Here is a 26477-nt window from a genome sequence, read left to right as displayed (position 1 = left end):
GGCACAGGCCGACGCAAAACCACTGGAACCGCCGAAGCTTTTGTTGGCGGACACGGCGGGCCTGCGCGGGCAACGGCATTGCGCATTGCGGGCAGTGTTGCTCGGTGTCCGGCGCGACGTGCTGGCAGTACAGGCATTCTGGCATGGTGGTGCAATAACGCTTATTCGAAGAGCTCAAGCCGCTGACGGTTGACCACGCGAATATGGTTTCCCTGTTGCGTGATGATTCCTTCGTCGATCAGGCGCCGCATGATGCGCGAGAACGTCTCGGGCTGAATGGACAAATGGCCCGCAACCAGGCGCTTGGCCATGGGCAATTCGAAGCTGTCGGAGTCGGGCCGCCTTGCCAACTGGGTGATCAGGTAGCGCACCACGCGATGCGTGGCGTTCTTGAGCGATAGCGTTTCGATTTCGTTGATGCGCTGGTGCAGGCGAATGCACAGCTTTCCCAGCAGCGCGAACGTCAGCTGGCTGTTGCTGCGCAGCAGTTCCATGTAGGTGGCATTGGAAAAGCGGTAGAGCTGGGATGGCGCGATGGCCTGGGCCGAGGCAACGTAGTCGGGCGTGTCCATCAGCATCATCGCTTCTGCGAAGGTTTGCCGCCCGCCTATGACATCGAAGACTTTTTCCTGGCCATCGGGAGTGACGCGGTAGATTTTGACGGTGCCCGCAATGACGAAATAAAAGGCATGCGCGGGCTCGCCCTGATGAAACAGCTGTTCGCCTTTGTCGACATTGAGCAGCCTGGCGGTTTGCAACAGCGTGTCGAGCTGCGATTCGCCCAGGGGCTCGAACAAATGGTGGCTGCGCAGGATCTGGTGGTGGACGCGATGAAGCTGCATGGGTATGGGGTAGCGTTCGAGACGTTGCTTGCTTCAGGTATTGGGTGCAAGGGTTGGTGCGCCGACGCCGGGCACCCATTGGTAGCGAACGCCCTGTGCCGCGAGCGCGTGCAGCAGGGCGGCGCGGGCAGACAGGGGAACGTTGCCCGCTATCAGCAGCGCGACCCGCTTGCCCTGGCGGGCGAGGTCGGCGAGCTGCCCGGCGCAGCCGGGGGCTGCGCCGGCGCACAATGGGTAGGCGTCGAGCATGTCGGCATCGCGGCGGCAGAGGTCGGCGATGGTCGTCGGTACCGACGGCGTGGGCACTACGGCGTCGGCTTGCTGCATGAGGCGCAGGGCTCGGAAGGTGAGCAGATCGGGATCGCCCGGGCCGGATTCGATCAGGTAGATTTCGCCGGGTGCGTCGGCAGGCGCGCCTGCCAGGCGGTTTTCGAGCAGTTGCCTGGCCTGGGCGGGCTGCCCGGCGAAGATGGCTTCGGCCACCGCGCCCTGGAAGGTTTCTTCCCAGAAGATGCGACGTTGACGTACGCCGGGCAGCCGCGCCCGGACTTTGTTGCGGAATTCGCGCGCCAGGCCGGCCAGTTGGCCATAGTGAGCAGGCAGGCAGGTTTCGATGCGTGCCCGCGCCAGCCGGGCCAGCACGGGCGCATGACCGCCGCTGCCCACGGCCACCATGAGCGGCGAGCGGTCGACGATGGACGGGAAGGTGACGCTGCACAAGGCCGGTGAGTCGACCACGTTTACGGGTATGCCGCGCGCCTGGGCGTGCGCCGACACGGCGGCGTTCAATGCGGCATGGTTGGTGGCGGCGATGGCCAGCACTACGCCGTCGAGATCGGATTCGACGTAGGATCGTTGGTGCACGTCGGTGGCCAGCGGGGCAATTTGAGCATGCAGGCTGGGCGCCACAATGCGCAGGCGGGCGCCGGCGGCATGCAGGAGGCGGGCCTTGCGCAATGCCACGTCGCCGCCGCCCACGACCAGGACGGTGCGGCCTTGCAGCGAATGGAAGAGGGGAAGGAAATTCATGGCGGGGTTGGCGCTGCGCGTGTGGCCTATACGTCGGGCCGGCTAGGCACGACGCGCCCCCCCAGTTTACGGCTGCCCTGATAGCAAAACGCCCGCAGAATGTGCGGGCGTTTTGCGAAAAAGCAAAAAATGCGTTGGTGATCGATTACCGGGGAGGGTTGGCGATCAGGTCCGCGAACTCGGGAACCGACCTCAGGAATACCCCGACCAGATAATCGGCGCCTTGGTCGCCGATGCCGCCGTAGGCATTGACGTCCATTTCCAGCACAGCCTGGTTGTCGCTGTTGAGGAAGGCGCGGGTCCAGCGGCTGTTGACGTTCCAGTGGTTGAGCGTGCGCAGCGACACGGGCCGTTCTGGCGCAAAGGTGGCCCGCATCAGCAGGTCGGAGCAGCTGGTGTCAATATCGCATTCATTGAACTCGATGCGCAGGCTGGCTGCGCCCGAGCTGCCGGGCTCGACGTCGATAACGGGATTGCCGCTTGGCGCTACCGTGGTTTCGTAGGCGTAGCCGGCCTGTTCGAGGATTTGCCCCATGAGGTCGGGGTCGAGCGTGTCCAGCAGCTGGCTGTCGGCGGCTTCGGCGGCTTCGCCCATGTCGCCCACCAGGTCGCCAAGCAGTTCGTCAAAGGGCACGGGGTTGCCGTTGAGGGTAGCGACGCCTTCGGCGTACTCGAAGGTGCTGAGCAGATTGTCGCCGTCGTTGGTGCCCAGGCCCAGCATTTCTGCCATGCCCGACGCCGAGCGAATGTGCTCGTTGGCTTCGGAGGCGGCCTGTTGGGGTTCGAGCCCCTGGGCCTGCAGTACCTGCGCGATGATGTCCTGCGCCATGGGCTTGGACACTACGACCTTGACGTTGAGCGCCTTGATGCCTTGCCGCAGCAGCGTATGCGGATCGTCGGCCTGGGGTTGCTCGGCATCCAGGGCGGCCGGCTTGGTCAGGTCCAGCGTCAGTGCCAGGCTGCTTTCGCCCTTGGGCGTTTTCCAGGTAACCGGAGCGATCTGCAACGACGGATTGCCCGCCAATACTTGCCGGCCTGCGATCAACAGTGCCTGGCGACGCTCGGTAGTCAGGGCTTCGGACGGCGTATCGGCGTTCTTGATGTCGGTGAAGATTTCGTTGTAGAGCTCGGACAGCTCGGCCATGGCCTTGCCGTCCAGGCGGTCGAGCTTGATCACCGCCTGCCCCTGGCCGAAATTGTGGCCGTTGACGTCGATCTGACCGAGCTCGTAGCGCATTTCAAGATTGAGGTTGGCGCCGTTTTCGCCCAGGTGGGCGGTGTAGCCCAGGCCCTGCAATGCAACCTTGGTATCGGTGGCCAGATCTTCAATGTCCACACGCTGCACTTGCGCGGCGGACTTTCCGATGCCAAAGCCGAATTGCCCCTGGCGGCTGTCCATGCTCATTGTGATGCCGGCGGCGCTGGCCTTGGCCGGCCGGTCGCCCTGGCTGGCGTCCATGGCGATACGCTCGATATCGATCTGGGCGACAGAGCTGCGGGTGGCCTGGGTATATTCGCCTTGGGCACGCGCGCCACTGAACGATATCGTGGCGCCGTCTTTGGTGAGTTCAAGCGGGGCGATCTCTGCGGTACCGGAGGAGTCGCCGTTGTACGACACCACGGTGTCGCTCCAGAACGGCGTGGCGCCCTTGGTCAGCTCAAAGAGGGGTTTCACGTCGTCGTTGGCGGCCAGCTCGGCATGTACGAATGCCAGCTTGGGCAGCCAGTGGCCGCGCGCCAGCGCGCCCGTCGGAAAGGGGCCGTGCTGGATATGCGACACGAACTCGGCCGCGCCCTCGGGCAGGTCTTCGGGCGCATCGGCCGTCTTGGTCAGCGATACGGCGTAGCGTGCATGGCTGGAGAAGAAATGGCGCTGATATTCGATCTGCCGGATTTCCAGGCCGAACCCCACGCCGCCCAGGGCGTCGGCGAGCGCCTGGTTGACTTCGGCAAGGTGGGCAGGCGTCTCGGCCTCTATGCGTTTACCGGTGTACCAGGTGGCCCCGAGCCATGCCGCCGCCAACACCGTCAATATCCCTGTCGAGATCCCCACTGCCTTTTTCATCGTACCGTCCAACTGTCGTTATGAGTGCTGCCCGGACGCCAGGTGGCCGGCCGGGCGGGCGCGAGCCCCGGGGCGCGATAGCCCGGGGCGTTAGCCCGGCGCGAGTATACCGACGAGGCCCGGGGTGGGGGACGCACCAGGGTTACAAGACGTATCAGTACGGCCGTCAGAGGGGATCCAGGGGATAGATGGGCCGGCGCACATTCTTGAACTCGACCTGGCTGTAGTCGGATGTCGTGACACCCACGCCGGTGCATTCGATGATCTCGGTGGCCATGTCGGCGAAGCCGGCGCGCCAGTGCACGCGGCTTTTCAGTGCGACGTAGCGCTTTTGCATGGGATCGATGCCGGCGGACAGCAGGCAATTGATGTCGAAGGGTTCCTGGTGGCGGGAAACGATGACGATCTGCACCCGGCCGGTATCGAAAACAACGGTGAGCCCCGTGTCGTTGCGTACGCCACGGTACATCGGGCCGCGGTTCAGGTACACCCCGTCGAATACGAGCTTGACCCGCCCGGAGACCGACAGCGGGGGGCTTTGTTCCTTGAGTGCAGGCATGGGAACCTTGCCGCCGATTTCCAGCGTGATGTCGGCGCCCACCCCTGCCGCCGCCGCCTGGCGTGCCGCCTGCGGATCGCATATGGCATAGAAGGCCACGTTGTCGAGTTCCTGGCGCAGGATTTCGGCCAGGACGGCGGTGGTGTCCATGGTGCCGCCCGAACCGGTGTTGTCGAAGTGGTCGAGCAAGATCACGGGCCCTTGTTCGATGCGCTTGGCCCGCGCAATGGCCGGCTCGAGCGGTTCGCAGTGAAACACCCATTGTTCGCGCGCTTGCCAGGCGGCTTGCAGCAGTTCGTCGCGGTAGCGCTCGGCTGCGGCGGAGTCTGCGTCGGTGCAGATAACGGCGCTGAGGCCGGCTTCGCGGATATCGGCGTGTGGAAACCCTACGAACACGGACGCGGCCAATATGCCCTGGGATTCGAGTGCGCGGCAGCGGTCCTGCAGGGATTTGTTGGGATCGGCGTGTGTTCCCTGGCGCATGATGTGGGGCAGCATGGGTTTGTTGGCCCACGCCATGACCGGGCGGATTTCGCCCTTGATCGTGCGCGCGATGACGTCGGCGGCGCGCACGCCGCTTGCCCGGATGTCTACGTGCGGATAAGTATGAAAGCCGGTGATGACGGTGGCATGCCTGACGATGTCGTCGTATATGTTGGCATGCATGTCCAGTGTGACGCCCACGGGGGTATGGGGGTCTATTTCGCGCAGGCGGCGCAGCAGGTGGCCTTCGGCATCTTCGATACCTTCGGCGACCATGGCGCCGTGCAGGTCGAGCAGTATGGCGTCGTAGCCGCCGCGTCGCACTTCGTCCAGGATCAGTTCGGAGAGCCGTTCGTATGTGCCCGCGTCGGTGGGCGCGCTGGGCCACGATTCGGCGGCGACGGGTATGACGATTTCGGCGCCCTCACGGCGGGCGACTTCGATATAGCCCCCCAGGCCGCTGTCGGTGTTTTCGTACGCACGGAGGGCTCTTTCGCCGGCGAGGATTTCGGGGCTGCCGCGAAAGAAGCGTTCCAGCGGCGTGGGTACGGGCGAGAACGTGTTGGTTTCGTGCTTGATCATTGCCAGTAGCCAGCGCATGGTGGTGTGCTCCAGTTCGGATGTATGAAGGGTGGGGCCAGGCGCCTGCGCATACTGGCCCCTGCGTGACGGGGTGTCGCCCCTTGGCATGGCTATGCCGCAAGGGGCCGGAAATTGCGGAAGTCCCAGCCGCGGCCCGGGGCCGCGTCTATCAGGGCGCGCGTGTAGTCGTGCGAGGGCTGGGTGAGGACGATGTCGGCGGCGCCGGTTTCCACCACGATGCCGCGTTGCATGACCATGATGGTGTCGCAGATCTGCGCGGCCACGCGCAGGTCGTGGGTGATGAACAGCACCCCGACGCCGGTACGCTGCCGGATTTGCTCGAGCAGCTCGAGCACCTGCGCCTGCACGGATACGTCGAGGGCCGATACGGCTTCGTCGGCGACCAGGACTTCGGGTTCCATGACGAGGGCGCGCGCGATGCACAGGCGCTGCCGCTGACCGCCCGAGAACTGGTGCGGGTAGCGTTCGAGGGCGTCGGCGCCCATGCCCACGACCCTTAGCGTTTCGGTGGCCCGCGCCAGCGCCTGTTCGCGCGAGACGCCGAAGTTGAGCAGGCCTTCGATGATGGACTCGCCCACTTTGCGCCGGGGATTGAGCGAACGGTACGGGTCCTGGAAAACGATCTGGATGCGGCGGCGTACCGGCCGCAGGGCCGCGCCGGAAAGGCCCGAGATATCGTCGTTGCCAATGAGCATGGTGCCTGTGGTGGGCTCGATCAGGCGCAGTATGCAGCGCGCGACGGTGGATTTTCCGGAGCCCGATTCGCCGACGATGCCCAGGATTTCTCCTTTGCGCAGCACCAGGTTGACGTCGCTGGCCGCCTGCACCGAGCGAGACCCGCCGCCCCAGAAAGAGCGCTTGTCGGTGTAGGTGCGCCCCAGGCCGCGGACTTGCAATACGGGCGTGCCCGCAGGGGTGTCGCGACGCACGGGTATCAGGCTGGGTACCGAGGAAACCAGGCGTCGCGTGTAGCTTTGCTGGGGGCGCGCGAGGATTTCGTCGCGGGTGCCGCTTTCGATGAGGTCGCCGCGGTTCATGACGACGATGCGGTCGGCGATTTCGGCGACGACCCCGAAATCGTGGGTGATGAACAGCACGGCTGTGCGGTGCTTGTGCTGCAGTTCTTTTATCAGCGCGAGGATCTGTTTTTGCGTGGTGACATCAAGCGCGGTGGTGGGTTCGTCGGCGATGAGCAGGCGCGGCTCCAGGATGAGCGCCATGGCGATGACGATGCGCTGGCGCTGGCCGCCGGACAGCTGGTGGGGGTATGAGTCGTAGATGCGCTCGACATCCGGCAGGTGTACCGAGCGGAACATTTCGAGCACCTTGGCCCGCCGTTGCGCGCGCGTCATGCGACGGTGCAGGCGCAGGACTTCGTCGACCTGCCGCCCCACCGTGTGCACGGGGTTCAGTGCGGTCATGGGTTCCTGGAACACCATGGCCATGCGGGTGGCGCGCATTTCGCGCAGGCGGCGCGGCGACGCCGACAGGACGTCTTCGCCTTCGACGCGCACCGTGCCGCTGGGCTGCAACACGCCCGGGGGCAGCAGGCCCATGACGGCCAGTGAGCTGACCGACTTTCCGGAGCCGGATTCACCGACCACGCAGACGGTTTCCCCGGCGTGCACGTCCAGGCTGAGATTGCGTACGACCCGGTTGCCGGCGCCGATGACCTCGACCGAGAGATTGCGGATGGCCAGTACGGCGGTGGAAGTGTCGCCCGGGGGTGGGTGAGGAACGTAAGCCATGGCGTCAGATCCTTTTTGCCATCTTGGGATCGAGCGCATCGCGCAGCGCGTCGCCCAGGATGTTGACGCTGAGCACCGTCAGCGACAGGAACAGGCCGGGGAACAGGATCAGGCCGGGCAGCATGCGGAAGTACATGCGCCCTTCGGACATGATGTTGCCCCAGGAGGGGATTTCGGGCGGGATGCCCGCACCCAGGAAGCTGAGGATGGCTTCGGTGAGCATGGCCGATGCAAATACATAGGTGCCCTGTACCGTAAGCGGCGCCACCGTGCTGGGCACCATGTGGCGCCACAGCAGCAGGGGCAGCGGCGTGCCCAGGGCCAGCGCGGCTTCGACGTAGGGTTCGCCGCGCACACTGAGGATCTGGCCGCGCACCAGGCGGACCACGCGCGGAATCTCGGGAATGGTGATGGCCACCAGCACGGTAGTGAGGCTGGCGCCGGTAACCGACACCAGCGCGATGGCCAGCAGGATGCCCGGGATCGCCATGATGGCGTCCATGACCCGCATGATCAGGCCGTCGAGCGAACGGAACCAGCCGGCGATGAGGCCGATGACCAGCCCGGCGATGACGCTGATGACCGCCGCGCCGAGCCCCGCGATGAGCGAGATTCGCGAGCCATACACGACGCGCGACCAGATGTCGCGCCCGAAGGCGTCGGTGCCCAGAAGATAACCGCCGAAAGGAGGCTTCAGGCGGTTGGCCGGATCGATGGCGGTGGGGTTGACCGTGCCCAGCCATGGTGCCAGCAGCGCTGCGGCCACGATCAGCAGCAGCACGATCAGCGCCAGCAGCACCGGCCAGCTTTTCAGGGAATGGCGCACGCGGCGCCAGGCCGAGGTGCGCGGATCGCTTACGTGTGGGTCGGGAGCCTGGGTGATGGTGTCGGATTGCGTGACCATGGTCAGTACCTGATGCGCGGGTCGAACACCGTGTAGGCGCAATCGACAAGTAAATTGATGAAGACGTACACGAAGGCAAAGAACAGCGTAAGGCCCTGGATGACCGGGTAGTCGCGCGCGAGCACGGCTTCGACCACGAGCCGGCCCAGGCCGGGAATGTTGAATACCGACTCGGTGACGACCACCCCGCTGATGAGCAGGGCGATGCCCACGCCGACGACCGTGGCAATGGGCACGGCCGCATTGCGCAGGGCATGCCCGAGCAGCACGCCGGTTTCGCCCAGCCCCTTGGCCCGCGCGGTGCGGATGAAGTCTTCACCCATGACTTCGATGACGCTGGTGCGCGTGATGCGGGCGATCAGCGCCACGTAGATGGTGGACAGCGCCAGCGCGGGCAGGATCAGCCGGTGCAGGAACGGCCAGAACCCCTGAGACAGCGGCACATAGCCTTGCACCTTGAACCAGTCGAGCTCGATGGCGAAGGCCCAGATCAGAAGGTAGCCGGTGACGAAAACCGGCACCGAGAAACCCAATACCGAAAAGCCCATGACCATGCGGTCGAGCAGCCGGCCCTGGCGCCAGGCGGCCAGGATGCCCAGCGGGATGGCCACGACGAGCGTGAACACCAGGGTCAGCACCGCCAGACTGAGCGAAGGTTCGAGCCGCTGGCTGATAAGTTGCCGCACCGGCACGCCCGACATCAGCGATGTGCCGATGTCGCCCTGCACCAACCGGCCTGCCCAGAGGAAGAATTGCTTGAACAAGGGTTGGTCCAGGCCCATTACCTGGCGTATCTGGGCGATGCGTTCGGGCGTGGCGGCGTCGCCCGCCATGATGACCGCCGGGTCTCCGGGGCTCAGGCGCAGGATGGCGAACACCACGACGGCCACCAATACCAGGACGGGTATGGTGGCCAGCAGGCGGCGGATGATAAAAGCCAGCATGTCCGATTCCTAAGGCGCCTTCTTGACGTTCCAGAACGCCATGATCGGCGCGTGTACCAAGCCGCTGAGCTTGACCGAATACGCGGTGGGAACCGACATCTGGCCCAGCGGAACGTAAAGGCCTTCTTCGATGCCGATGCGCTGCACTTCGTCGGCGATCTTCTTTTGTTCGGCCGGGTCGGAGGTCAGGGCGAACTTGGTGCGCAGGGCTTCGATCTCGGGGAAGTCGGGCCAGCCGAACCAGGCGCTGTCGCCATTGGCCGAGGCGGGCGCGGAGCGGACCGGGTCCATGATGTCGGTGGCATACCAGTTGGTGTTGTGAACGTTCCAGCCGCCGGCGTCGGGCGCCGCCTTCGAGGCGCGGCGGGTGGCGACGGTTTGCCAGTCCATGGCGGCCAGGTTCACGTTGAAACCCGCCTTGCGCAGCGCCTGGGCCATGACCACCGGCTGCGGGCTGAGCGTGCCTACGTCGGTGGCGTGCATGACCAGGATGGGCGTGTTGTCGTAGCCGGCCTCTTTGAGCAGGGCCTGGGCTTTCTCGATATTCGACGGCACGACCATGTCCTTGCCGATATCGCTTTCGTACGGCGTGCCGCAACCCCACAGCGACGCGCAGGTCTGGTAGTACTTGGGATTGCCCACCAGCGCCTTCATCACGTCTTCCTGGCCCACGGCATACATTGCGGCCTGGCGGATCTTCTTGTTGTTGAAGGGCGGGTACTTGAAGTTGAAGCGGTACATCGTGAAGTAGCCGACGGGGCTGAGCGATTCGACCTTGAAGTCCGAATTGCCGTCGAGCATGGGCAGCAGGTCGTACGGAAACTGTTCGACGTAGTCGATCTCGCCGCCCATCAGGGCATTGGCGGTGGTCAGCGCATCGGGCATGACGTTCCAGACGACCTTGTCGATATTGACCACTTTGCCGCCGGCCAGTGCGCTGGCGGGTTCCTTGCGGGGGACGTAATCGGGGTTCTTGACGTACACCGTCGTGACGCCCGGCTTGAACTCGGCGATCTTGAACGGGCCGGAACCGGTCATGTCGGTAATGGGGGTGCCGACGGGAATTTCGGCAATGCGCTTGGGCATCATGAAGGCGGCCGTGCCCGTGGGCTTGGACAGCGCGCGCAATGCCAGGTCGGTGGGTTCGGTCATGACGATGCGGAAAGTCTTGTCGTCGACCACGTCGATGCTGGAGACGAACTTCAGCAGCGTGCGGCCCATGCCGTCGCCGGCGGCCCAGCGTTTGATCGAGGCGACGCAATCTTCGGCCTTGACCGGCTGGCCGTCATGCCACTTGAGGCCGTCGCGCAGTGTCATGGTGTAGGTCTTGCCGTCGTCGGAGACTTCCCATTTTTCGAGCATCTGCGGCTGGACTTTGTTATTGGCATCGGTAGCCAGCAGGGTGTCGTAGATCATGTACCCGTGCCAGGTCGTGATGTACGCCGTGGTGGCATGGGGGTCGGTAAGGCGCAACGGCGAATGCATGACCGCGCGGATGACGGTTTCGGCGTGGACGCCGCCTGCCGCCATGAGCGTGGCACCGGCCAGGGCGGCCGCACGAACTAGCTTCAGCATGGAGATTCCCCTTCAAGTCGTTGGGTCGGCGGAGGATTCCGCCGATTGAACTGGCGCGCCGCCGGGGCGGCGCGCCAGGGTCAGGCAATGGCCGTGCGGGCGGAAAAAGCGGGACCGCAAGGTGCCATTCTGATGCCGTGCCGCAGCCGTGTCCATGGTTGCTGCGCGGCGTCCATCAGCATGGAGCCCGGCGCCGCGCATACCAGGATGGCGTGGGCGATGTCCGTGAAGTCGGCGCGGAAGTGCGCCGAGCTCTTTACCACCAGGATGGCCTGGCGCGTGGGCTCGATGCCGGCAAAGCGGAACATTTCCTGGTCGGCCATCTGCACTTTGTTCGAGGCCACGACGATGCGCACGCCGTCCAGGCGCAGGCACGCGCTGGGGCCGAGATCCATGTGGAAACCGCGATAAAAGGCGCCGTGCGTGTCGAAGCGGCCGTCGGATGTTTTTTCGACGACGAACTCGGCGTCGAGCGGGGTGTCGTCGGGAATGCCGGAGTGCCCACCCAGGGCGATCCGGACGGTGTTGCCGACGCCTGCGCGATGCGCAGCCCGCGCGGCCTGCGGATCGACGATGAGGCCGATGGCGGCATTGGCCGCGCCGTTCCGCAGCAATGCGCGCAGGATGCCCGTGGTGTCGGAACTGCCCCCGGCGCCGGGGTTGTCCTGGACGTCGGCGATGATGACAGGCTTGGGCGCCTGGCGTGCCATGGCCATGGCCGCCTGCACGGCTTCGTCGGGATCGTGGATCTTGCCGCCGAAGTCGGCCTCGGCGTTGAGCACGGCACGGGCCATGGCATCTGCCGCTGCGTCGGCGTCGGCCTGGGTGTCGCTGTAGGCCCACACGGTTGGTGCGCATTCGGGAAAATCGGCCGCCGGGAATCCGGTGGCGAAAGACAGGCTGATGACGGTTTCGCGGGTTTCGATATCGTCGAGCAGCTTGTACAGGCTGCGAGCCGGTTCGATATCGGTGGACTGCCAGCAAAGCGAGATCAGGTAGGGAATGCTGCGCAGCGCGACGTAGGGGCGCGGCATGCCATGCAGGCGGCGGTCGAGCAGCTGCGCCGCGCGTTGGCCGGTTTCGGCCATGTCGATGTGCGGGTAGGTGCGATAGCAGACCAGGCTATCGGCATGCGCGATCATGGCTCGCGTGACGTTGGCGTGCAGGTCGAGGCTGGCCACGATGGGAACGGCGGGGCCCACCAGGGCGCGCACCCTGCGCAGCAGCTCGCCTTCGCCGTCGTCGAGGTGTTCGGCAACCATTGCGCCGTGCAGGTCGAGATAGACGGCGTCGAGCGGCATGGCCTGGCGCAGGCCGTCGAGGATCAGGGAGCCGATGCGCTCGTAGGCGTCGCGCGTGACAGGGCCGGAAGGGCTGGCGGCCGCCCAGGTAGTGGGCAGCAGCGTGTGTTCGCGCATGGCGTCGATAAAGCCCGCGACCGGGATGTTGGCGCCCGCCACGGCGTCGAACATGGCCGGCCCGGACACCAGCTTGGGCCAGCCTCCGCCTTTGTCGGCGAATTCTTCCCAAGTGGCGCGCGATGGCGCGAATGTATTGGTTTCGTGCTGGAACCCGCCTATCCCGATGCGCATCGTCGAATGATCCTTGATGGGGCTTGCGAACGCGTGGAAGAAATCCGGATAAAGCGATTCTGCTGAAGATTTTCGGGTTGGGCAATAAGGGATGACCGTAGCGCGGCAGCGATATGCAGGCCGCATGGATCGGGGGCGCGAGCGCGCGCCAGCGCACGCCCGGCCCTATTGCGGGCTGGCCGTGCGCCTGGCCTGGCGCGTCGCGCCAGCGCTGCGGCCGCGTTTACTTCGCGACGGGCATGGTGAATTCGGCGCCCTTGGCGATGCTGTCGGGCCAGCGTTGCATGACGCTCTTGTAGCGCGTATAGAAACGCACGCCTTCTTCGCCGTAGGCATGGTGGTCGCCGAACAGCGAACGCTTCCAGCCGCCGAACGAGTGCCATGCCATGGGCACCGGAATGGGCACGTTGATGCCGACCATGCCCACCTTGATCTGCCGGGCAAATGCCCGCGCAACGCCGCCGTCCGACGTGAAGCACGCCACGCCATTGCCGAATTCGTGCGCGTTGATCAGTTCGACCGCCGAGGCGAAGTCGGGTACGCGTACCACGCACAGAACCGGCCCGAAGATTTCTTCACGGTAGATGTTCATCTGCGGCGTCACGTGGTCAAAGAGCGTGCCGCCCAGAAAGTAACCCTTGCCGTCAAAGCGCGGTTCGCGGCCATCCACGACCAGCCTGGCGCCCGCGGCGACGCCGTCTTCGATGTAACCCAGCACCTTGGCGCGGTGCTGGGCGGTGACCAGCGGCCCCATCTCGGCGTCGGGCTCCATGCCGTTCTTGATCACCAGCGCCCGCACGCGCGGCTCCAGACGCTCGATGAGTTGGTCGGCGACATCGCCTACCGCCACGGCCACGGAAATGGCCATGCACCGCTCGCCCGCGGAACCATAGGCCGCGCCAATGAGGGCGTCCGTCGCCTGGTCGAGCTGCGCATCCGGCATGACGACCATGTGATTCTTGGCGCCGCCCAGCGCCTGCACGCGCTTGCCCCGGCGAGAGCCTTCGGCGTAGATGTATTCGGCGATGGGTGTCGAGCCCACGAAAGACAGCGCCTCGACATCGGGATGCGCGATCAGCGCATCCACTGTCTGCTTGTCGCCCTGCACCACATTGAACACCCCGTCGGGCAGGCCCGCTTCTTTCAGCAGTTCGGCCAGGCGCAGCGATACCGAGGGGTCGCGTTCGGAAGGCTTGAGCACGAAGGTGTTGCCGCAGGCCAGCGCTACCGGAAACATCCAGCAGGGCACCATCATGGGGAAGTTGAACGGCGTAATGCCGGCCACCACGCCCAGCGGCTGGCGCATGCTCCAGTTGTCGATGCCGCCGCCGATCTGGTCGGTGTACTGGCCCTTGAGCAATTGCGGCGCGGCGCAGGCGAATTCCACGACTTCTATCCCGCGCACGACTTCGCCCTTCGCGTCCGACAGGACTTTGCCGTGCTCGGCCGTGATCAGGGCGGCAAGTTCGTCCTGGTGCTGATCGAGCAGCGCCTTGAACTTGAACAGGATGCGCGCGCGCTTGAGCGCGGGCGTTTCGGACCAGGCCGGGAAAGCCGCTCGCGCGGCCGCCACGGCGGCGTCGACGTCTTCGGGCGAGGCCAGCGGGATCGAGCTGGCGACTTCGCCCGTGGCCGGATTGAAGCCTTCGGTGTAGCGGCCGCTGCGACCTTCGTAGGCGTGGCCGCCAATATAGTGAGAGAGCTTCTTCATGAGATCAGGCGATTTCCTTCAACACGTTGCCGATCGACTGGAATATCTGATCGATCTGCGCTTCTTCGATAATCAGGGGCGGCGACACGGCCAGCGTATCGCCCGTATAGCGAACCATCAGCCCGCTGTCGAAGCACTTGTGGAAGGCTTCGGCCGCGCGCGCGCCGGGGGCGTCCTTGCGGGGCGCCAGCTCGATGCCGGCCACCAACCCGATGTTGCGCACATCGATCACATTGGGCGCGCCCTGCAAAGAATGGGCGGCGGCCTCGAAGGCCGGCGCCAGCTTGCGGGCCCGCGCGAAAAGGTCTTCGCGGCGGTAGATGTCGAGCGTGGCCAGGATGGCGGCCGTGGCCAGCGGGTGCGCCGAATAGGTGTACCCGTGGAAGAACTCGATGCCGCCCGGCGCGCCGTTGACGATGGCGTCGTGCACGTCGCGCTTGACGGCCACCGCGCCGGCGGGCACCGCGGCGTTGCTGATGCCCTTGGCCATGGTGATGAGGTCGGGCGTCACGCCGAAGCATTCGCTGGCGGTGGCGGCGCCCAGGCGGCCATAACCCGTGATGACTTCATCGAAGATCAGCAGGATGCCGTACTTGGCCGTAATGTCGCGCAGGCGCTGCAGATAGCCCTGCGGCGGCACGAGCACGCCGGTCGAGCCCGCCATGGGTTCGACGATGACGGCGGCGATGGTCGACGGGTCGTGCAGCGCCACGATGCGCTCGAGTTCGTCGGCCAGGTGGGCGCCCCAGGCCGGCTGGCCTTTCGAGAACGCGTTGTGTTCCAGGCTGTGCGTGTGCGGCAGGTGGTCGACGGCGGGCAGCAGCGCCCCCGAGAAAGTCTTGCGGTTGGGCGATATGCCGCCTACCGAAATGCCGCCAAAGCCCACGCCGTGGTAGCCGCGCTCGCGCCCGATCAGCCGGGTGCGTTGCGCGTCGCCACGCGCGCGGTGGTAGGCCAGCGCGATTTTCAGCGCGGTATCCACGGATTCCGATCCGGAGTTCGTGAAGAATATCCGGTCCAGGCCGGCCGGCATGATTCCGGCGACCGCCGAAGCGGCCTCGAATGCCTGTGGGTGGCCCAGCTGGAAGCCGGGGGCGTAGTCGAGCGAGGCAGCCTGTTTGGCGATGGCCTGGGCGATTTCGTCGCGGCAGTGGCCCGCATTGACGCACCATAGCCCGGAAGTGCCGTCGAGGATCTGGCGACCGTCGACAGACGTGTAGTACATGCCTTTGGCGCTGGCCAGCAGGCGGGGCTGGGACTTGAAATGCCGGTTGGCGGTAAACGGCATCCACAGATGAGAAAGATCGGGCAGACCGTTGGGGGCGTTCATGGTGCGGGCTCCAGTAATGGCCTGCGCGCGCGCCTCGGGTATGAGATGGGCGCGCCGCGGGCAGGTTCCAGGCCATTCTCACCGGCTCGCGCGAGTAAGAAAATATACGATCTGCGTAAAATGGGCTAACTGTACAGTACATAATCAATAAACTGTGCTGGTTTCATTGCCTGGTCCCTTTGCCCAGTATCCGCGAGCCGTGCCCATGTTCGACTTCCAGCCCAACCGATCGCGCAAGCAGGCTCCGCCCCTGGTTGACCAGATTGTCCAGGCCTATACGCAGGCCATCCAGGGGCAATGGCTCAGATCCGGCATGCCCGTGCCGTCGGTGCGCGAATTCGCCCGCAAATACGAGGTCAGTACGTTTACCGTGGCCAGCGCGTATGGCCGGCTGGTGGCGCAGGGGTGGCTGAGCGCCCGACCCGGCGCCGGCTACCGTGTGGCGGCCCAGGCGCGGGCGGCGCCTACCGACCCTGCACCCTGGCAGCCGCCGAAGCTGGGCGCGGGCTGGCTGCTGTCTGACATCTACGCCGATCATTCCATACCCATCAAGTCTGGTTGCGGGTGGTTGCCTGGAGAATGGCTGAACGAAGAAGGGCTGCACCAGGCCTTGCGGCATCTGAGCCGCGTGCCGGCCTTACGTATCGCCGGCTACGGGCAGCCCTACGGCTATGTGCCGCTGCGTGAAAGTGTGGCCTCCGGCCTGGCCGCGCACGGGCTGCAAGTCGCGGTGGACCAGGTGGCCCTGACCCAGGGCGTCACGCATGGGCTGGACCTGGTGATCCGCACGCTGTTGCGTCCTGGCGATACGGTGGCGGTGGAGCAACCCTGTTACGCGAATCTGTTGCCGCTATTGCGGCTGGCGGGGTTGCGCATCGTCAGCGTGCCGCGCACCTCCGACGGGCTGGACTGCGAGGCCTTGCAGAGCCTGGCCGCTGCGCACCGGCCCCGTGCGCTGTTTGTCAACACTGTGCTGCAGAACCCGTCCGGCGCGACGATGAGCATGTCGAATGCCTTCCGGGTGCTGCAGGCTGCGCAGCAGCACGATTTCTGGATCATTGAAGATGACATCTCGCGCGAACTGATGCCCGGTATCGCGCCCATGCTGGCCGCGCTCGACGGCGCGCAGCGGGTGGTTTACCTGGGGGGGTATTCCAAAGTGATCAGCCCGTCGGTAAGGGTGGGCTACGTGGTCGCGCACCGGGATGTCATGCGGGATATTGCGCGCACCAAGATGGCCGCGGGGCTGACGTCGCCCGAGATCATGGAGCGCGTCGTGCACCAGGTTATCCGCGAGGGCCGCTACCGCGCCCACATCACGCGCACCCGCGAGCGCCTGGCACAGGCGCACGCCACGGTGTGCCAGCAGATGGACGCCCTCGACATGACAGTGTGGGCAAGGCCGCAGGCGGGCCTGTTTCTGTGGGCACGGCTGCCCGATGCGTCCAGGGGAGCCAATGTGCTGGCCGAACGGGCGTTGCAGCATGGCGTATGGCTGGCGCCCGGTTCGTATTTCGACCCGGCCGCAGAAGATGTGCCCTGGATACGCTTTAACGTGGCGTACTCGCAGGGTCCGGAGCTGTGGCGCTTTCTGCAGGGCGCGGGGGCGTCCGGGTAGGCGCCGCCGCCGTCAGCGCTGGCTTTCGTACACCACGAAGTCGTACGCGTAGCCGTTTTCGGCGGGCTGCGCTTCGCGTGAGATCTCTTTCCATGCAAACGAGGGCAGGTACGGAAAGAACGCGTCGCCCTCTACCTGCGCATGGACTTCGGTAGCCACGATGCGCGCTGCCCGCGCCAGGGCCTGGGCGTAGATTTGCGCGCCGCCTATGACGTACGCGTCGTCGACGTTTCCGCAGGCCCGGACGGCTGCGTCCAGGTCGGGCACCACCTGCGCGCCGGGCGCGCTGTAGGCGGGATTGCGGCTGATGACAATATTGGCGCGGCCCGGCAGCGGCCGCCCCAGCGATTCCCAGGTCTTGCGGCCCATGATGATGGGGCTGCCCAGCGTGGTGCGCTTGAAGTGCGCCAGGTCGCCCGGCAGCTTCCAGGGCAAGGCGTTATCGCGTCCGATAACGCGGTTGTCGGAATAGGCTACGACCAGGGTCAGGCGCGGAGAGACGGACATATCAACAAAGACGCTTGCGGCTCAGACGGCCATGGGAGCCGTCAGGGGAGGGTGGTGCCGGTAGCCTTCGAGCGCGAAGTCGCCGGGCTCGACCCGCTCCAGCCATTCGGGCTCGTAGCGGCCCGTGACGGCGTGATCGGGAATGCGGTCGGACAGCACCAGCCTGGGCGCCTCGAGCGGCTCGCGCGTGAGTTGTTCGCGCAGCATCGGCAGGTGGTTCTCATAAATATGCGCATCGCCGATAAAGTAAGAGAACCAGCGCGGCGTGTACCCCGTGAGCCTGCCCACCAGGTGCAGCAGGGCCGCGCCTTCGGTCAGGTTGAACGGCGTGCCCAGCCCCACGTCGTTGGACCGGATATACAGGCACAGAGAGATCTCGCGCGTGGATGCGTTGGGCAGGAACTGGTACAGCAGGTGGCAGGGCGGCAGGGCCATTTCTTCGATCTGGGCCCAATTCCATCCGTGAAACAGAATGCGCCGGTCTTGCGGCGTGCGGTGGATGGCGTCCAGGCATTGCCGCAATTGGTCCACCGCCTTGTACAGCAGCACGTGCGGCGCGCCGTTTTCATTGATGTCGGCAACCTTGGCATAGCCCCGGTCGAGCGCGTCCTGGATTTGCGCGCCGCGGGCCAGCGGCAGCAGCTTGTAGGCCGGCCAGCGCCGCCACTGCACACCGTACACCGGACCGAGGTCGTCGGGCCCTTCGCGGTACGGGTTGGCAAGCCAGGCGGCGTTTTCGTTGGCGTTCTGGTCCCATACCTTGCAGCCCAGGTCGCGAAAGTCTGCCGCGCTGCGCGCGCCGCGCAGAAAGCCCACCAGTTCTCCTACCGCGGATTTGAACGCCAGCTTCTTGGTGGTGACGGCGGGAAAGCCCTGTTGAAGATCAAAGCGCAGCGCGGCGCCCGGCAACGACAGGGTGCGGATGCCAGTGCGATTTTCCTGCCACGAGCCGTGGTCGAGAATGGACTGGACGAGCGAGAGATATTGTTTCATGGCAATGCGTCCGCCGAAGGCGGACCGGCTCAGGCAGCCTGCGGTTCCTGGGTATCGACGATATCGACCGAAAAGCCGAGCTCGGCGGTTTTCTCGAGCATGGCAGAGGCCGAGCAATATTTTTCGTGCGACAGCTGCACTGCGCGTTCTACGGCCGCGCGTGGCAGGTTGCGGCCGGTGACCGTGAAAGCGAAATGGATGCGGGTGAATACTTTGGGGTCGGTCTCGGCGCGTTCGGCAGACAGCTTGACCGTGCAGCCCGTGACGGCGTGGCGGCCACGCTTGAGGATGAGCACGACGTCATAGGCGGTGCACCCGCCGGTGCCCGCCAGCAGCAGTTCCATGGGCCGGGGAGCCAGGTTGTGGCCGCCGCCCTCGACCGCGCCGTCCATGGTGGCTATGTGGCCGCTGCCGGTGCTGGCCACGAACAGCATGCCGTCGGGGCCGCCCCAGTTGATGGTGCATTCCATGCGTAGTCCTTGAACTTGAAGGCAAACAAGTACGGATAATACCCGTTAGCTACAATCCCTGATGGAGAGCCCCGCCCTGCAGCAGGGTGGTCGTAACCCCAGGAGTCTATTCATGCCCGCAGCCAATCCGTCTTCCGGTTTCACGCCTTTTTCGCGCCGGCGCGGCCCGCTGGACCCCCTTATCGCCGAGGTCGACCGTGCGCTGCGCGTGTTGTCCGGAACCGCCTCGTCGGCACGGCCCTATCCGGCCACCGCACCCGAACCCCAGCCTCCGCTTACCGACGCGCAAAAGCGGCACGCCGCCGGCCTGATGCGGGTCAACCATGTGGGCGAAGTGTGCGCCCAGGCGCTGTATCGGGGCCAGGCGGCCGCCTGCCGCGAAGCGTCGGTCAGCAAGCTGCTGCAGCAAGCGGCTTCCGAAGAGGTCGATCATCTGGCGTGGTGCGCTCGCCGCCTCGATGAGCTCGGCAGCCGCCCCAGCCTGCTCAACCCGCTGTGGTATGCGGGGTCGTTTACCCTGGGGGCCCTGGCCAGTGTCGCGGGCACCGCCCGCAACCTGGGTTTCATGGCCGAAACCGAACGGCAGGTGGAAGCGCATCTGGACGGGCACCTGCGCAGCCTGCCCGAAACGGACGAGCGGTCGCGCCAGATCGTCACCCAGATGAAGGCCGACGAAGTCCAGCACCGCAACAGCGCCGAGCAGGCCGGGGGCGTGCCGTTGCCGGCGCCCGTGCGGGCCGCCATGCGGGCGATGTCGCGCGTCATGACCTCTACCGCCTACTGGGTCTGACGAGCCCGCGCCGGCCAGAGTTGACTGCTGCAATGCAGCAGCAACCCCGCGCGGCACTCCATGCGTCGCCGGCCACTTGCGCTAAGTCTTTGAAAAATCTAGGGTAACCCCGCAAGGGTTTACCCTTTTTCATCGCCCGAATCGCAGCATATTTGCCTGCTGAGCCACCGTTGGGCCCCGTTTTGCGGCGACGGCACAACATTGCGGGATCAACGATAAAAGAATCTTGCATCGCACAAAATTATGCGCTACGATTCAGTCATGGATGTTGAAAACGCAGCGGCGCGGTGCCAAACCCCGATGCGTAGCGGTCGAACCTGATGCAGTGTTCACCCCAGCATGCCAAGGTTGTCTCCTCCACCCTCCTCCTTTGGTGGATTTAGCCCGAGATCGCAAGATCTCGGGCTTTTTTTTGCCTGGGATTGGTGTGTCCCTATTTATGGTCCATTGTGGCGGCAGGGTAGGCGACCCGCGTCGGATATTAAGTGTTTACCCTTAAAATCCCATGTAGTAATACCGGGGAAACAATTACAATGAATTTCTCTGCGGGGGGCGCATGCGTCCGCCGTTACGTTCTGTGTGGCGGACTTGCACTTGTTTAGGTCTCTCATATAGGGCGGTTACACGCGCTCCCGATAATGTCGAGCTACATGAAATTCGACCCGACTAAGGTGTTTCCGTGACCTGGCTGTACATCTGCGTGGCGGCGTTCACGGTGGGGGGGCTCATCGTGGCATCCGAGCGTTGGCATGGCGCCTTCACTGGCGACAGCGACCTCAGCAAGCCACAGGCATCCCATACGCGCGCCACACCGCGTGTAGGCGGCTTGGCCGTATTGGCGGGCTCGCTTGCCGGATTGCTGGTGCTGGGCCCCAGCAACATGACGCTCACTTGGCTGTGGCCGGCATTGTTTGTCGCCGTGATGCCGGTTTTCGTGGCGGGGCTGCTCGAAGACATTACCAAGGACATCGGCGCCAGCAAGCGCCTGCTGGCCGCTTTTCTGTCGGCCGCCATTGCGTGGTGGCTGCTGGGCGGCGTCAGCCGCGTGGGCATCGCGCCCGTCGACTGGGTGCTGGCGTTCTGGCCGGTGTCGCTGCTGTTCACCATGTTCGCGGTCGGCGGCTGTACCCACGCGCTCAACATCGTCGACGGCATGAATGGCCTGGCGGGCATGGTGGCGACGCTGATGGCGGTGTCCATCGCGCTCGTGGCGCTGCAGGTGGGCGACCTGCCCATTTCGATGATCGCCGCCGCCCTGGCGTCGGCCACGGTGGGGTTCCTGGTCTGGAATTTCCCTTTCGGACGCGTGTTCCTCGGCGATGGCGGGGCGTATTTCCTGGGCTTCATGCTGGCCGAACTGGCCGTGCTGCTGGTGGTGCGCAACCCGTCGGTGTCGCCGTTCTACGCGCTGGCGGTGCTGTTCTATCCTGTATTCGAAACGGGGTTCTCCATCTGGCGACGCCGCTTCAAGCGTGGCGTGCCGGTAGACCAGCCGGACGCCCTGCACTTGCACCAGCTGGTGTTCCGGCGCCTGGTGCGGGTCACGTTCAGCCGCCGGCGTCGCCATGCGGTGCCGGCATTGTGCAATGCGCTGGCCTCGCCCTATATGTGGGTGCTGGCGCTGATCGGCCTGGTGCCGGCCACCATATGGTGGGACAACGCCTGGATCCTCTGCCTGAGCCTGGGCGTGTTCGCTGCCGCCTACATCTGGCTGTATGTGCGTCTGGTTTCCTGGCGCCGGCCGGGCTGGCTGCTGTTGCCGCGCGCGCACTGAGCCGTGCCTGGACACCCTGCAGCGGGCCTGCGAGCCGTGTTTACAATTCCCCATTCCTATCTTGAACGCCGTGCACCGATCGCGGCAAAGGGAGAGCTATCTTGCATATCGATGAAGTGAAACTTGCCGTGGTGGGCCTGGGCTATGTCGGGCTGCCGCTGGCCGTAGAGTTCGGCAAGAAGCGTCCGGTCATCGGCTTCGACATCAACACCAAGCGCATCGACCAACTGAAGGCGGGCCACGACCACACGCTCGAGGTCGACGACGCCGAGTTGGCAGAGGCCAGGCATCTTGCCTACACGGCCGACCGCGCCGAACTGGGCAAGGCCAACGTGTTCATCGTGACGGTGCCCACGCCCATCGATCAATACAAGCAGCCCGACCTTACCCCGCTGGTCAAGGCCAGCGAAACCATCGGCTCGGTGCTCAAGCGCGGCGATATCGTCATCTACGAATCCACCGTGTACCCCGGCGCCACCGAAGAAGACTGCGTGCCGGTGCTCGAACGCGTGTCGGGCCTGAAATTCAACGAGGACTTCTACGCCGGCTACAGCCCCGAGCGCATCAATCCGGGCGACAAGGAACACCGCGTCAGCACCATCAAGAAGGTCACGTCGGGCTCGACGCCCGAAGTCGCGGACCTGGTCGATGCGCTGTACAACGAGATCATCTCGGCCGGCACGCACAAGGCATCGAGCATTCGCGTGGCCGAGGCGGCCAAGGTAATCGAAAACACGCAGCGCGACGTGAACATCGCGCTGATCAACGAACTGGCCCTGATCTTCAACAAGATGGGCATCGATACCGAGGCCGTGCTGAAGGCGGCGGGCACCAAGTGGAATTTCCTGCCGTTCCGTCCGGGCCTGGTGGGCGGGCATTGCATCGGCGTCGATCCGTATTACCTGACGCACAAGGCGCAGGCCATCGGCTACCACCCCGAGATCATCCTGGCCGGGCGCCGGCTGAACGACGCCATGGGCAGTTATGTGGTGTCGCAGCTGGTCAAGTGCATGACCAAGCAGCGCATCCACGTGCAGGGCGCGCGCGTGCTGGTCATGGGCCTGACCTTCAAGGAAAACTGCCCCGACCTGCGTAATACGCGTGTCGTGGATATCGTGAAAGAATTGGGCGACTACAACGTCGACGTCGATGTCTACGACCCCTGGGTCGATCCCCAGGAAGCCGTACACGAATACGGCATCACGCCGGTGGCCCGGCCCGAAGACGGCCAGTACGATGCCATCATCCTGGCGGTGTCGCACAACCAGTTCGTCAAGATGGGCGCCGCGGCCATCCGCAAGCTGGGCAAGGCCAAACATGTGCTGTACGACCTGAAGTACGTGCTGTCGCCCGAAGAATCCGACCTGCGCCTGTAAGGAGCCCGCATGAGCGATCGCTACGCAAGCATCCGCCAGGACCTGCGCCAGTCGCCGCGCAAGTGGCTCGTTACCGGGTGCGCCGGCTTCATCGGCTCGAACCTGCTGGAAACGCTGCTCGGGCTGGACCAGACGGTAGTGGGGCTGGACAATTTCGCGACCGGCCACCGACGCAACCTGGACGAGGTGCGCAGCGCGGTAGAGCCGGCGCAATGGGCCCGCTTTACCTTTCTGGAAGGCGACATCCGCGACCTGGACGCCTGCCGGCGGGCCGCCGATGGGGTCGACTATGTGCTGCACCAGGCGGCGCTGGGCTCGGTGCCGCGCTCACTGAACGATCCGATCACCACCAACGAAGTCAACATCAGCGGTTTTCTGAACATGCTGGTGGCCGCGCGCGACGCCAAGGTCAAGACCTTTGTCTACGCCGCCTCCAGCTCCACCTATGGCGACCATCCCGGCCTGCCCAAGGTCGAGGACACCATCGGCAATCCGCTGTCGCCGTACGCCGTGACCAAATACGTCAACGAGCTGTATGCCGACGTTTTCACGCGTTCGTATGGCACGGCCAGCGTGGGCCTGCGGTATTTCAACGTGTTCGGCAAGCGCCAGGATCCGGACGGCGCCTATGCGGCCGTGATCCCCAAATGGACGGCCGCCATGATCCGCGGCGATGACGTGGTGATCAACGGCGACGGCGAGACCAGCCGGGATTTCTGCTTTGTCGAGAACGCGGTGCAGGCCAACCTGCTGGCCGCGCTGGCGCCGCAGGATGGCCTGAACCAGGTGTACAACGTGGCGTACAGCGGCCGCACCACGCTGAACGAGCTGTTCCGCTACCTGGCCAAGGCGTTGGCCGGCCAGGGTGTGAAGTACGACAAGCAGCCCGTGTATGCAGATTTCCGCGCGGGCGACGTGCGTCACTCGCAGGCCGATATCGGCAAGGCGGGACGGCTGCTGGGCTACCAGCCGGCCTACGATATCCTGCGCGGGCTGGAAACCGCCATGCCTTGGTATACGCAGTCTCTGCGTTAGCAATTTTTGAAAGCGCTCATCCGCCGCTTCAACGCCATCCACCCGGATCATCAACGCATTTTCCGCGGCGCTTTCCGGGTGGCGGTCTTTCTGGTGCTGGGCAAGGCCGCCGGCGCCCTGAAGGAAATGGCAGTTGCGTACCGCTATGGCATCAGCGATGCCGTGGACGCGTACCAGTTCACCATGACCATCGCGAACTGGCTGCCCGCCACCATCGTGGGGGTGCTGGGCGTGGTGCTGATTCCGGTGCTGGTGCGGCTCAAGCGCAGCGAGCGGGCCGATCGCGAACACTTCATACGCGAATTGCAGGGAGCGGTGCTGGCAGGAGGGCTGGCGCTGGCTGCGCTGACCGCGCTGGCCTGGCCCTGGGTGTTGCGCTGGCTGGGCAGCGGCCTGTCCGGGCCGGTTGCCGCCATGAGCACGCAGCTGCTCTACGCTTTCGTGCCGGTGACCGTGCTGTTGCTGATGGCCGGAATAAGCGGCGCCCGTCTGCGCGCGCACGAGCGGCACGTCAACACGCTGCTCGACAGCATGCCCGCGGTAGTGACGCTGGCGTGGGTGATGCTGGCCGCCGTGTCCGCCGACGACGTGGGCCCTCTGTTGTGGGGCACGCTGGTGGGCTATGCCATCCAGGCGGTGTGGCTGGCCTGGCTGGCTGCCCGCGCCGACAACGGTTTCTGGGGGGCGCCGGTGCTGACACTGCGCTCGCCGCACTGGCCCGAACTGATGGGCGCGGCAGGCGTGATGCTGGTGGGGCAGGTGGCCATGAGCTTCGTCGGGCCGCTCGATCAATACACGGCGGCCAATCTGGGCGATAACGCCAACGCCACGCTGGGATATGCCGCCCGTCTGCTGTCATTGCTGCTGGGCATCGGCGCGGTGTCGGTGGGGCGCGCCGCGCTGCCGGTGCTGGCCGACGTGCAAAGTCGCGGCGATGCGCAACGCGCTCGCGTGATGGCGCTGAAGTGGTCGGTGCTGATGGTGGGCGCCGGCGCCGCAGTCGTGGCGGTGGCATGGCTGCTGGCGCCCTGGGGCGTGGCGCTACTGTTCGAGCGAGGCGCTTTCACTGCCGAAAACACCCAGGCAGTGGCCCAGGTGCTGCGCTGGGGGTTGCTGCAGTTGCCGTTCTATTTTGGCGTGCTGATCCTGGTGCAGTTGCTGGCCAGCCAGAACCGCTACCGGGTCATGGCGCTGATCGCCGTGGCGAATTTCCTGCTCAAGGTCATCATGAATGCCATGCTGGCGCCCCGCATGGGCACCGCGGGCATCATGCTGGCCACCAGCCTGATGTACGCCCTGTCGTTCGCCTGCTATATGGTGGCGGCATGGCGGCCGCACGAGCCGTCTCCACGCAAAGAGAGCGCATGATGCACACGCCCCACGACGCCGCGCGCGTGCTGATCTTCATTCATTCGCTGCATGGCGGCGGGGCCGAGCGCGTGGCCGCCGACCTCAGCGCGCATTGGGCGCAGGCAGGCTGGCACGTAATGGTCGCCACGCAGGCCGATGCCACCAACGACGCCTATACGCTGCATCCGGCCGTGCGGCGCGAGGTGCTGCATACCGAAGGCGCTGGTGGCGGGTTGCGCGGCCTGCTGGGCAACCTGCGGCGTGTACGTGTGTTGCGTGGCGTCATGCGGCAGTTCCAGCCCGATATTGTGCTGGCCATGATGACCACCGCATCGGTGCTGGCGGTGATGGCTGCCCGGGGGCTGCCCTGCAAGGTGATCGCCACCGAACATACACACCCGCCGTCGCAGACGCTGTCGGGCCTGTGGCAGCGCCTGCGGCGCTGGACGTATCCGCGCGCGGCGCGGGTGGTGGCCCTGACCCAGGGCACCGCCGACTGGTTGGCACGCCATGTGCCGGGCTCGCGGCTTGCGGTGATTCCCAATCCGGTGCAATGGCCCCTGCAGCATGCCGAGCCCGTGCTGCTGCCGCCGCCCTCGCCGGGCCGGCGCCGCCTGCTTGCAGTGGGGCGCTTGCACCGGGACAAGGGATTCGACCTGCTCATCCAGGCGTATGCACGCATTGCGGGCAGGCATCCGGATTGGGATCTGGTCATCCTGGGTGAAGGCGGCGAGCGCCAGAGCCTGCAGGCAATGGTCGATGCCGCGGGGCTGCAGGCGCGTGTGTCGATGCCTGGCCGCGTCGGCAATGTGGGCGACTGGTACCGCAGCGCCGATCTGTATGTGCTCAGTTCCCGGTTCGAGGGGTTGTCGAACACCTTGCTGGAGTCTTTGGCCAGCGGGCTTGCGGCGGTATGTTTCGATTGCGATACCGGGCCGCGCGAAGTGGTGCGCGATGGTGTGGATGGCCTGCTGGTGCGGCCCAACGGCGATGTGCCGGCCCTGGCGGCGGCCCTGTCGGGGCTGATGGGCGATGACGCTGCCCGGCAGGCGCTGGCCGCGCGCGCCATCGAGGCCCGCGAACGGTTTTCGGCGCGGCACGTACTGGGCCTGTGGCATGAGCTTTTCGACGATGTGCGCAAGCCGGGGCGCTGACAGCCTTGCCCGGTACAACTCATAT

The 26477-nt window shown here is 65.4% G+C and carries 21 protein-coding genes; 7 read left to right on the top strand and 14 right to left on the bottom strand.

Going from position 1 to position 26477, the window contains the following annotated elements; all coding sequences use genetic code 11:
• Positions 1–161: 161 nt before the first annotated feature.
• The 11 genes from CAL18_RS15155 to CAL18_RS15105 all read right to left on the bottom strand — a co-directional run bounded on the left by CAL18_RS15155 (position 162) and on the right by CAL18_RS15105 (position 15385).
• The gene (locus CAL18_RS15155) at positions 162–842 is read right to left on the bottom strand and encodes a Crp/Fnr family transcriptional regulator (RefSeq protein ID WP_026638896.1); all 681 of its coding nucleotides are present in this window, start codon (positions 840–842) and stop codon (positions 162–164) included.
• A 33-nt stretch (positions 843–875) separates the two neighbouring features.
• Complete coding sequence (locus tag CAL18_RS15150; protein ID WP_094818212.1) at positions 876–1871, bottom strand: NAD(P)-dependent oxidoreductase; 996 nt, start codon at positions 1869–1871, stop codon at positions 876–878.
• Positions 1872–2016: 145 nt separating this feature from the next.
• Positions 2017–3936 (bottom strand): DUF945 family protein, encoded by a 1920-nt coding sequence (locus CAL18_RS15145; RefSeq protein ID WP_094797267.1) that lies wholly within the window; start codon positions 3934–3936, stop codon positions 2017–2019.
• A gap of 166 nt (positions 3937–4102) precedes the next feature.
• Positions 4103–5578, bottom strand: coding sequence for a M81 family metallopeptidase (locus CAL18_RS15140; RefSeq protein WP_026638844.1), 1476 nt, complete (start codon positions 5576–5578; stop codon positions 4103–4105).
• 92 nt (positions 5579–5670) lie between these two features.
• Complete coding sequence (locus tag CAL18_RS15135; RefSeq protein WP_094818211.1) at positions 5671–7329, bottom strand: ABC transporter ATP-binding protein; 1659 nt, start codon at positions 7327–7329, stop codon at positions 5671–5673.
• 4 nt (positions 7330–7333) lie between these two features.
• A complete protein-coding gene (locus CAL18_RS15130; protein ID WP_026638842.1) occupies positions 7334–8233 on the bottom strand; it encodes an ABC transporter permease in 900 nt (299 codons plus the stop codon).
• Positions 8234–8235: 2 nt separating this feature from the next.
• Positions 8236–9177 (bottom strand): ABC transporter permease, encoded by a 942-nt coding sequence (locus CAL18_RS15125; RefSeq protein WP_094818210.1) that lies wholly within the window; start codon positions 9175–9177, stop codon positions 8236–8238.
• Positions 9178–9186: 9 nt separating this feature from the next.
• A complete protein-coding gene (locus CAL18_RS15120) occupies positions 9187–10752 on the bottom strand; it encodes an ABC transporter substrate-binding protein (protein ID WP_026638840.1) in 1566 nt (521 codons plus the stop codon).
• 80 nt (positions 10753–10832) lie between these two features.
• Entirely contained in the window at positions 10833–12344 is a 1512-nt protein-coding gene (locus CAL18_RS15115) for a M81 family metallopeptidase (RefSeq protein ID WP_094818209.1), read from the bottom strand.
• A gap of 223 nt (positions 12345–12567) precedes the next feature.
• Complete coding sequence (locus CAL18_RS15110) at positions 12568–14055, bottom strand: CoA-acylating methylmalonate-semialdehyde dehydrogenase (RefSeq protein WP_026638838.1); 1488 nt, start codon at positions 14053–14055, stop codon at positions 12568–12570.
• Between the two features lie 4 nt (positions 14056–14059).
• A complete protein-coding gene (locus tag CAL18_RS15105) occupies positions 14060–15385 on the bottom strand; it encodes an aspartate aminotransferase family protein (RefSeq protein WP_170940368.1) in 1326 nt (441 codons plus the stop codon).
• A 205-nt stretch (positions 15386–15590) separates the two neighbouring features.
• Here CAL18_RS15105 and CAL18_RS15100 point away from each other — a divergent pair, with 205 nt between their 5' ends.
• Positions 15591–17003, top strand: coding sequence for a PLP-dependent aminotransferase family protein (locus CAL18_RS15100; protein WP_026638836.1), 1413 nt, complete (start codon positions 15591–15593; stop codon positions 17001–17003).
• 12 nt (positions 17004–17015) lie between these two features.
• On the opposite strand, the gene CAL18_RS15095 is transcribed toward CAL18_RS15100, so the two are convergent.
• The 3 genes from CAL18_RS15095 to CAL18_RS15085 are packed head-to-tail and all read right to left on the bottom strand — an operon-like array spanning position 17016 to position 18973.
• Positions 17016–17510: a dihydrofolate reductase gene (locus CAL18_RS15095; protein WP_026638835.1), complete on the bottom strand. Its 495-nt coding sequence runs from the start codon at positions 17508–17510 to the stop codon at positions 17016–17018.
• Positions 17511–17531: 21 nt separating this feature from the next.
• The gene (locus CAL18_RS15090; protein WP_026638834.1) at positions 17532–18503 is read right to left on the bottom strand and encodes a thymidylate synthase; all 972 of its coding nucleotides are present in this window, start codon (positions 18501–18503) and stop codon (positions 17532–17534) included.
• A 29-nt stretch (positions 18504–18532) separates the two neighbouring features.
• Entirely contained in the window at positions 18533–18973 is a 441-nt protein-coding gene (locus tag CAL18_RS15085; RefSeq protein ID WP_026638833.1) for an OsmC family protein, read from the bottom strand.
• A 112-nt stretch (positions 18974–19085) separates the two neighbouring features.
• Here CAL18_RS15085 and coq7 point away from each other — a divergent pair, with 112 nt between their 5' ends.
• From coq7 to CAL18_RS15055, 6 genes are all read left to right on the top strand, one after another.
• On the top strand, positions 19086–19763 hold the full coding sequence (gene coq7, locus CAL18_RS15080; protein ID WP_026638832.1) for a 2-polyprenyl-3-methyl-6-methoxy-1,4-benzoquinone monooxygenase: 678 nt from the start codon (positions 19086–19088) through the stop codon (positions 19761–19763).
• A 679-nt stretch (positions 19764–20442) separates the two neighbouring features.
• Positions 20443–21537 (top strand): MraY family glycosyltransferase, encoded by a 1095-nt coding sequence (locus CAL18_RS15075; protein WP_026638831.1) that lies wholly within the window; start codon positions 20443–20445, stop codon positions 21535–21537.
• A 101-nt stretch (positions 21538–21638) separates the two neighbouring features.
• Positions 21639–22913: a Vi polysaccharide biosynthesis UDP-N-acetylglucosamine C-6 dehydrogenase TviB gene (gene tviB, locus CAL18_RS15070; RefSeq protein WP_026638830.1), complete on the top strand. Its 1275-nt coding sequence runs from the start codon at positions 21639–21641 to the stop codon at positions 22911–22913.
• A gap of 9 nt (positions 22914–22922) precedes the next feature.
• Positions 22923–23948, top strand: a complete 1026-nt coding sequence (locus CAL18_RS15065) for an SDR family oxidoreductase (RefSeq protein WP_026638829.1) — start codon at positions 22923–22925, stop codon at positions 23946–23948.
• 6 nt (positions 23949–23954) lie between these two features.
• A complete protein-coding gene (gene murJ, locus CAL18_RS15060; protein ID WP_094797262.1) occupies positions 23955–25316 on the top strand; it encodes a murein biosynthesis integral membrane protein MurJ in 1362 nt (453 codons plus the stop codon).
• The gene (locus CAL18_RS15055) at positions 25316–26452 is read left to right on the top strand and encodes a glycosyltransferase family 4 protein (protein WP_094797337.1); all 1137 of its coding nucleotides are present in this window, start codon (positions 25316–25318) and stop codon (positions 26450–26452) included. Before murJ ends, CAL18_RS15055 begins: the two co-directional genes overlap by 1 nt.
• The last annotated feature ends 25 nt before the right edge of the window (positions 26453–26477 follow it).

The sequence above is a fragment of the Bordetella genomosp. 7 genome (genome assembly GCF_002261415.1).
Lineage (GTDB): Bacteria > Pseudomonadota > Gammaproteobacteria > Burkholderiales > Burkholderiaceae_B > Bordetella_A.
Note: the sequence above shows the minus strand (reverse complement) of the source record. Positions and strands in the feature narration are given on the sequence as shown.